The 7613-nt window shown below is 37.0% G+C and carries 5 protein-coding genes and 2 pseudogenes; all 7 read left to right on the top strand.

What is annotated here, in order from left to right:
- A pseudogene (locus tag BM398_RS15535) lies at positions 1-1901 on the top strand (RHS repeat protein); the annotation flags it as partial.
- A pseudogene (locus tag BM398_RS17660) lies at positions 1880-1987 on the top strand (hypothetical protein); the annotation flags it as partial. The pseudogenes BM398_RS15535 and BM398_RS17660, both read left to right, overlap by 22 nt.
- A gap of 105 nt (positions 1988-2092) precedes the next feature.
- The gene (locus BM398_RS15530) at positions 2093-2911 is read left to right on the top strand and encodes a hypothetical protein (protein ID WP_242949831.1); all 819 of its coding nucleotides are present in this window, start codon (positions 2093-2095) and stop codon (positions 2909-2911) included.
- Position 2912: 1 nt separating this feature from the next.
- Positions 2913-3401 carry a hypothetical protein gene (locus BM398_RS15525; protein ID WP_092339010.1) on the top strand — a complete coding sequence of 163 codons (489 nt, stop codon included), beginning with the start codon at positions 2913-2915 and terminating at the stop codon, positions 3399-3401.
- Between the two features lie 63 nt (positions 3402-3464).
- Positions 3465-3881: a hypothetical protein gene (locus BM398_RS15520; protein WP_092339008.1), complete on the top strand. Its 417-nt coding sequence runs from the start codon at positions 3465-3467 to the stop codon at positions 3879-3881.
- Between the two features lie 573 nt (positions 3882-4454).
- A complete protein-coding gene (locus BM398_RS15510) occupies positions 4455-6203 on the top strand; it encodes an RHS repeat domain-containing protein (RefSeq protein WP_175531983.1) in 1749 nt (582 codons plus the stop codon).
- Positions 6204-6253: 50 nt separating this feature from the next.
- Complete coding sequence (locus BM398_RS15505; RefSeq protein WP_092339004.1) at positions 6254-7129, top strand: hypothetical protein; 876 nt, start codon at positions 6254-6256, stop codon at positions 7127-7129.
- Positions 7130-7613: the final 484 nt, after the last annotated feature.

Here is a 7613-nt window from a genome sequence, read left to right as displayed (position 1 = left end):
TTTTGAACAGAGTGACAAAGGAAACGGACGCACTTGGAAATGAAGTATCTTACAAATACACCAAAATGGATCTTATAGATTCGATCACTGATGCAGCTGGAAGGGTGCGCAGATTTACTTATACAGACGGAAAAAGACTTACATCAGTAAGCCTCTGTGGTGTGACAGAGCAGGAACTTACATATGATGAAGCAGGAAGAGTAAAGACAAGAAAATTTGCTGACGGTTATGAGATTAACTATGGTTACGATGCCTTAAGCAGAGTAAATAAAGTAACAGGCTCAGACGGAAGGTGTGTTGAATATGAGTATGACGCACTTGGAAGAGCTACAAAGGTAATTGATGGAAATAGCACAACTCTTTATACATATACAGCTACAGGCCGTCTTAAGAGCGTAGTAGATGCTCTTGGAAATGAGACAGCCTATACATATGACAGCCTTGATAACCTTAAGGTCATACATAGAGTTGAAGGAAGAATAAACCTTGAAGAGAAGACAGACGAATACATGCCTACAGTTGGGAAAGACGGTCATGTAACCGTATGCAATTATAACTTTGCAGGTCAGCTTACAAGCGTAACAAATGCTCTTGGGCAGGTTGAAACATATGAATACGATCAGTACGGAAGACTTCTTGCAAAGACTGATAGGGATAACTATAAGACAACTTATAGCTATAACGCTCTGGGAAGTGTATCAAACGTCACATATTCAGACGGAAAATCTGTATCATTTGCATACAATGAGCTTAATCAGCTCAAAGAGATAAATGACTGGCTCGGAAAGATAACTCTTGAGAACGATGTTCTTGGACGTCTTACAAAGGTAACAGACTTTAAGAACAGGACTGTAGCATACGAGTATGGCGTTACAGGTGAAAGAACAAAGCTCGTATATCCTGACGGAAAAGAAGTTTTATATAATTACAACGACAAGCTTCAGCTTGAGAGTATTGTGAGCGGAGGCGAAACAACTTCATATACTTACGATGAGGTGGGAAGAATCATTGAGAAGCTTTTACCAAACAGTGTAAAGCAGATTTATGAGTACCTGCCTGGTGGAAAGCTTAAGAGCATGATAAGTAGCGACAAAGAAGGGATTCTTGATGAATACTTTTATTCTTACAACGCGGTAGGACTTATTGGTGAGATTGATAGGGACAGACGTGGATTTGACAAAGTTTCAGGCCGATATACATACAGTTATGATGTACTTGGAAGGCTCAAAGAGTCTTCATTTAACGGAATTCCTAAGTCAGCATACGAGTATGATGCCTTCGGAAATAGGACAAGCCTTGTTGAAGCTGAAACAAGGACAACGTATACATACGATGTCCTTGACAGACTTATAGAGACAAACGAGCTTAATAGCAGTTGGGCAATAAGGAAGAACTATGCTTATGATAAGCGTGGTAACCAGACAAAAGAATATATTGACGGTCGCATTCAGAAGACCTTTACTTACGATGCTACAAATATGCTTTCAAAGATAGTTGATGTAAACAACGGAGAACTTGAAAATATTTACAATGGTCTTGGGGTTAGAGTAGCATCCATAAGACCTGAGGAGAAAATAGAGTACCTTTGCGATCTTTCAAAGGATTACTACAATCTTCTTGAGCGTACAATAAACGGCGAGAAGGAAAGCTTTGTCTATGATAACAACGTAGTGTCAATGTCAAAGGCAGGAAACAGCTACTATTATCTTCAGGATGAGCTTGGCTCACCAATGTACATGACAGGTACAGACGGAGTTATAGCAAGCGCATATGCATTCGATGACTTTGGAAGGAACATCAATCCGTTTACTGGAAAGAGAAGTGATAAAAATCAAAAGCATGCCTACACGAGAGCTGGCAACATCATTCAGCCGTTTACATTTACAGGCTATCAGGATTAAAATTTGCACAGGCAAGATACTACAGTACTGATAATGGACGATTTGTTGGGGAAGACCAGATTGAAGGATTACTATTAGTACCTGAAACTCAGAATCATTATGAGTATTGTTGGAATAATCCAATAGACTATTCCGATTTAAACGGACGATTTCCTAATCCTGTAGAATGGCTTAATAATCATCCGAAAGTTGTGGGGGCTGCAGTTATTGGTGGTGCAATTCTGTTAGGCGCGGCAGTTACATTTGCTACTGCTGGTGTGGGAGGCCCCCTAGTTGCTACTACAATATCTGGTGCTGTTGGAGCTACTGTAGGAGCAGGGACTGATTATGGTATGCAATTATTAACCTCAAATGCTACAACATTTGCGGAAGCAAATAAAACAATTGATAAAACATCAATTGCTGTATCTGCAGTAACTGGCTTGATAACAGGGCTTGCAAGCGGTTATATTTCAGAATTGGGTAAGGCTGTCGTTAAAACTGTATCAGGTAGCGGTGTCAGATTTGTTAGTAAAATGGCGAAACCGTTAGGATGTTTGGTATCCGGAGCTATAGAGGGGGGAGTAGATACGGTAGGTAGTATTTTTAGTAAAATAGTGAATAAAGAAGAAATATCACTTTCGGAGACTATGGGCGATTTTGCGGTTAATACAGCAATTGCTGCTTTAACGCATAGGCATGATTGGGATGTTTTGGATACATCTAAAGTAAAAAAAGAAGTTAGCAAGAAAATGGGAACATACACTGATGAAAAAACAAGACTTTCATTATCGGAAATTGATGAAGGAATCAGTAAGTATACGAGGTTTTTGGAAGAGTGCGGCGGAAGTAATGAAAAAGTAGAAAGAAAATTGGCTAAACTAAAGAAAAGACGAATATTAGCGCTTGAAGCAGAACTCAAGATATCAAGACATCTTGATGCAAGAAATCTTTTGAAAGATGGGCCAATTGGCCAAGGAATGAAGTATTTGTCTATTCAGGTTGAAAAAAATCAGGAGAGTGATGCATAGTATGAGCACAAATATAATTTTGAAACCTAAATTTATAAAACTAGGTTACGTTCTTATTGGAGCAGTACTATTTTTAGCGGCAATAATATACCAAGAAGGCATTAAGAATATCAAAGAAAGCATTATTATACACGATACATCATATGTTATTGAGATGATTCTTATATTTGTTTTTGGATTTACACCTGTTATAGTTGCAATAATTATATTTCTATTAGCACTTGGATCGACACGTATTATTATTAACGATGACAATATATCAATTAGGGTTTTAAACAAGGAAAAATATACATTTAATGTGTATGAGCTTGACAAGGTCGAGCAGTTTTACCGCGTTGTTAAAGGATCAAGATTTCAGCAAACAGTAATATATTATCGTGGTAAAAAGATAAAATTGCTTGAGCATCCGAATGAGGGGTGGGAAAATTATAATACTTGGTGTAGATATCTGACTGAAAGAAAAAAACTTCAACGTGTTGATGATATTTGAGTGGAAATATAGTGAGTTATAGGGCAATGAATATAACATTTTTTGAAGAGGATTGAAGACATAATGGAAAAAATTAAAATTAAAGGCTGCAAAAATGGCAATCTTAATAGAATAATGGTTGCAATGTTTGCTTCCGCAGCGGCATGTTCACCAAGATTATTCAGAGCTCTTGCAGGAGAAAACATTTTTGAAGCTATAATAAATGTCGTTACATTTCTTTCAGTAGTAGCAGCTATGGGATTTTTTCTGAATTTGATTATTAAGAGTTCGATAGTGGTTAAAGAGAGCAAGTTTGTGATACATGCCGGATTATATTTCAAGACAATTAAGTATAGTGATATTAGTAAGTGCTTTTTTATGGATGGTAAATTTGTTGTTGTGACAAGAGACAGGGAAGTGCCTATACAAATTGCTATATTTGAGGATATGAGTGCTTTGTATGATGAACTAAAGAGAAATGGTATTGTGATCGAAGGATAATCAAATAAGATGAATTTTCCAGACAACTTCCAGCATATAGCGAAGCTGTCTGGGTATTTCTCTATTGCAGAGCCGCTGATATGAATTATGTCAGCGGCTCATAGACAAGTAGAAAGATTAATCGTATTCTACTCGATTATCAGAACTTTATAATATATTCGCCATCAACAGTAATACAACAATGCCGGCGTAGTAACAAATGTAGGATATGCTGACGGAAGAAGTGTTGCATTCTCATATAACGAGCTTAACCAGTTAAGTCAGATAAATGACTGGTACGGAAAGACAATCCTTGAGAATGATATCCTTGGCAGACTTACAAAGGTAGCAGACTTTAAGAACAGGACTGTAGCTTATGAGTATGGTGCTACAGGTGAGAGAACAAAACTTACATATCCTGATGGAAAAGTAGTTTCTTATAATTACGACGATAAGCTTCAGCTCAGTAGCGTAATCGGAAATGGCGAAGAGACAACCTATGTTTACGATGAGATAGGCCGACTTGTAAGCAAAAATTTTGCTAATGGTGTAAGCTAGGCTTATACATACATGCCCGGTGGAAATCTTGAAAGTATGACAAGTACCGATAAGCAGGGCGTACTTGATAAGTATTTCTATTCATATGATAATTCTGGCCTTATCACTGGTATCGATAGAAACAGACGCGGCCTTGATAAGGTATCCGGAAGATATGAATACAGCTATGATGCTATCGGACGTCTTACAAAGACAACGCACGACGGAATAACAAAAGCGTATTACGAATACGATGCGTTCGGTAACAGAACAAGCATGTCTGAAACTGATACAAAGACATCTTACACATACGATGTCCTTGATAGACTTGTAGAAGCTAAGGAACTTAATAACTCTCAGGCAATCCTCAAGACCTACGATTACGATAAGCGTGGCAACCAGACAAAAGAGTTCATAGACGGTCTCTTACAGAAGACCTTTACTTTTGATGCTACGAATATGCTCTCAAAGGTAGTTGATAAGGACAAGGGAGAACTTGAAAACCATTATAACGGACTTGGATTCAGGGTAGCATCCATAAGACCTGAAGAGAAAATCGAGTACCTCTGCGATCTTTCAAAGGATTACTATAACCTTCTTGAAAGAACAGTAAATGGAGAGACAGAGAGTTTTGTTTACGATAATAACGTAATCTCAATGTCAAAGAGCGGAAACAACTACTATTACCTTCAGGATGAACTGGGCTCGCCTATGTACATGACAGGTACAGACGGGGTGGCTGTAAGTTCATATGCCTTTGATGATTTTGGAAGAAACATAGATCCGTTTACAGGAAAACAGAAGAAACACGGATACACTAAGCAGGGCAACATAATCCAGCCATTCGCATTCACCGGCTATCAGGAAGATGAAGTATCAGGACTTAAGTTTGCGCAGGCAAGATACTATAGTGCTGATAATGGAAGATTTCAGTCTGAAGATAAAGTAAAGGGATTCAAGGATAGTCCGTTTACAATCAATCATTATGGCTATTGCTGGGGCAATCCGGTTGGTGTAGTTGATAGCAATGGTAATTTGCCTAATTGGGCGGCAAAAACTACGCAGAAGTTTAATAATTGGGTAGATGATAAGAAAAAGAATTATAATAGATGGGAGGAGATTGGATTTAATTCTTATGCTAGTAACAATACCAATATTTCATCGGGATGTTTGGCGGGAACTACAAATATGGCAGGAACTCCAAAAGCTGAATCTGATTATGTTGGGGCGGTATATTTGTTAAGCGGCGATGGAGCAGTTTGGCAGGGACATGCTGCGATTGCTTTAGTAAAAGAAGATGGACAATGTGATGTGTTTTCTATAGGAGGTGGAGTTGATCCGACTCCTAACGGATTGATTAGTGGATGGTTAGGAACTACAATAGATGACAATGGCAACCAAAAGTCGATGTCATATGAGACTCTTGTAAATGATAATTATATAATTCACGATACATATAATAACCGAAGCGGAAATGTAAACGATCCATATACTAATTTTGTATATATTCCAATAAATAATGAGCAAGGAGAACTAATGTATGCAGAAGCAATGAAGCAAAGAGCAAAATATCAGAATGATAAGGTTGCGTATCATGTTTTGGCCAATAATTGTAATCAATGTGTCCAAACAATATTGGCGGCTGCAAATTTAGATTTTGCACCAAATAAATTTGATTGGTTTGGAACAGCGCCAAATGTAACTTATAACAGGATAGTTGATTCGATAAAAAGAGGCGAACACCCAGGATGGTACTATGGCTTTATGACGGATTTAGAAGATGCGTACGCGAACGAATGTGGATAATTCTTTTACTATGTTATTGCATTTTTTAATAGGGAGATTAGACATAAGTAATGAAAAAAATAATTGTACTTGCGTTATCAGTATTTGTAATGTGCGGAGTGATTTCTTGTATGAGAATTGACGAGGGGAAAACAGATGGCATGTCGTGGTGCGGATATACGTTGAAAGATAAAAAAGAGCAGCATTTTTTCTGCGATAGGGAAAATGACATAGCGTATCATGGACGTTTTTCAAATCACTCATCTATTGGAAATAAACAGTATATTGGGATTTTGAAGGACGAAAACGGTGCATATTATCTGGCTATATATGATGCTTTAAAGAATAGTATTAATAAGTTGAATGAGCTGAAAATATATATTGGTGAACAGACGGTTCAAGTGAATGCGGATAAGACGGCTGTGTATTATGCAGATGTTTTTTTAGAAGGTGAAGAAGAAAAAACTGCTATTTATAAGTTTGATTTAATGACAAATAATGAAACGGTAATATTGGTAACAGAGGGATATCACGAGAATTTTAATTTTTCAATCACTAAGGATGAGAAGTGTATATATTATATTGAATCGTTGTGCTTGAAATCATACAATGTTGAAACTAAAGAGGATACAAAGATAAAAGATAATATTAATTATTTTGATATTTCTTCTGAAGGGGATTATGTTATCTGTGAACGACATGATCATATGGTTTCTATATATGATTTAAGGAATAATTCGGAGAAAGAATTGCTTTCAGTAAAGGACTTTTCACCAACAATAAAAATTTCACCAGATGATAAATCATTTGTGTATTTAAAATATAAAAAGGATTGGTTTGGGCAGATATCTCAGACGGTTATACATATATATTCAATAGACGATGAAAAAGATAAATCTATTTATAAAACAAGAAAGAATGAGATAATAACTGGTGTTGATTGGTAAAGCTATTTATCAATTATAGATTTTTTCAATAAAGCGTGAAAGAACCTAGGATAGCTCCTTCACGCTTTTATTCTGCAAATTATCCTTTTTTAAAATCATACTCCCAACTCTTCAAGCAATGTTGACAAGCCATACCTTGTTTGATAAGCTAAAAATCAAACAATAATTCAAAGGTTGTGAGGAAGAGGAGTACATACAACTTGCGGTCTAAAGAGAATGTATCTGCGATGAAATCGCGCTGAGAGGATACAGGCTTGCAGTGTGTGGAAGGTAGCTTCTGAACCGGACACCAAGAAAGGAAACAGAGTAAATTGTTTCCAAAAGTGTTCCCGCGTCATCTGCGTTAAAAGATGTGGCATTGAATGATGCGAAATGAGGCAGAAGAGTCTGTATGATCTTCTGTGAATTAAGGTGGTACCACGTTATTGACGTCCTTAACAGATTAATTCTGTTAGGGACTTTTATATTTTTAGAAGAAGGAGAA

The sequence above is a fragment of the Butyrivibrio sp. M55 genome, from assembly GCF_900116865.1.
In the GTDB taxonomy this organism is placed as follows: domain Bacteria; phylum Bacillota; class Clostridia; order Lachnospirales; family Lachnospiraceae; genus Butyrivibrio.
Note: the sequence above shows the minus strand (reverse complement) of the source record. Positions and strands in the feature narration are given on the sequence as shown.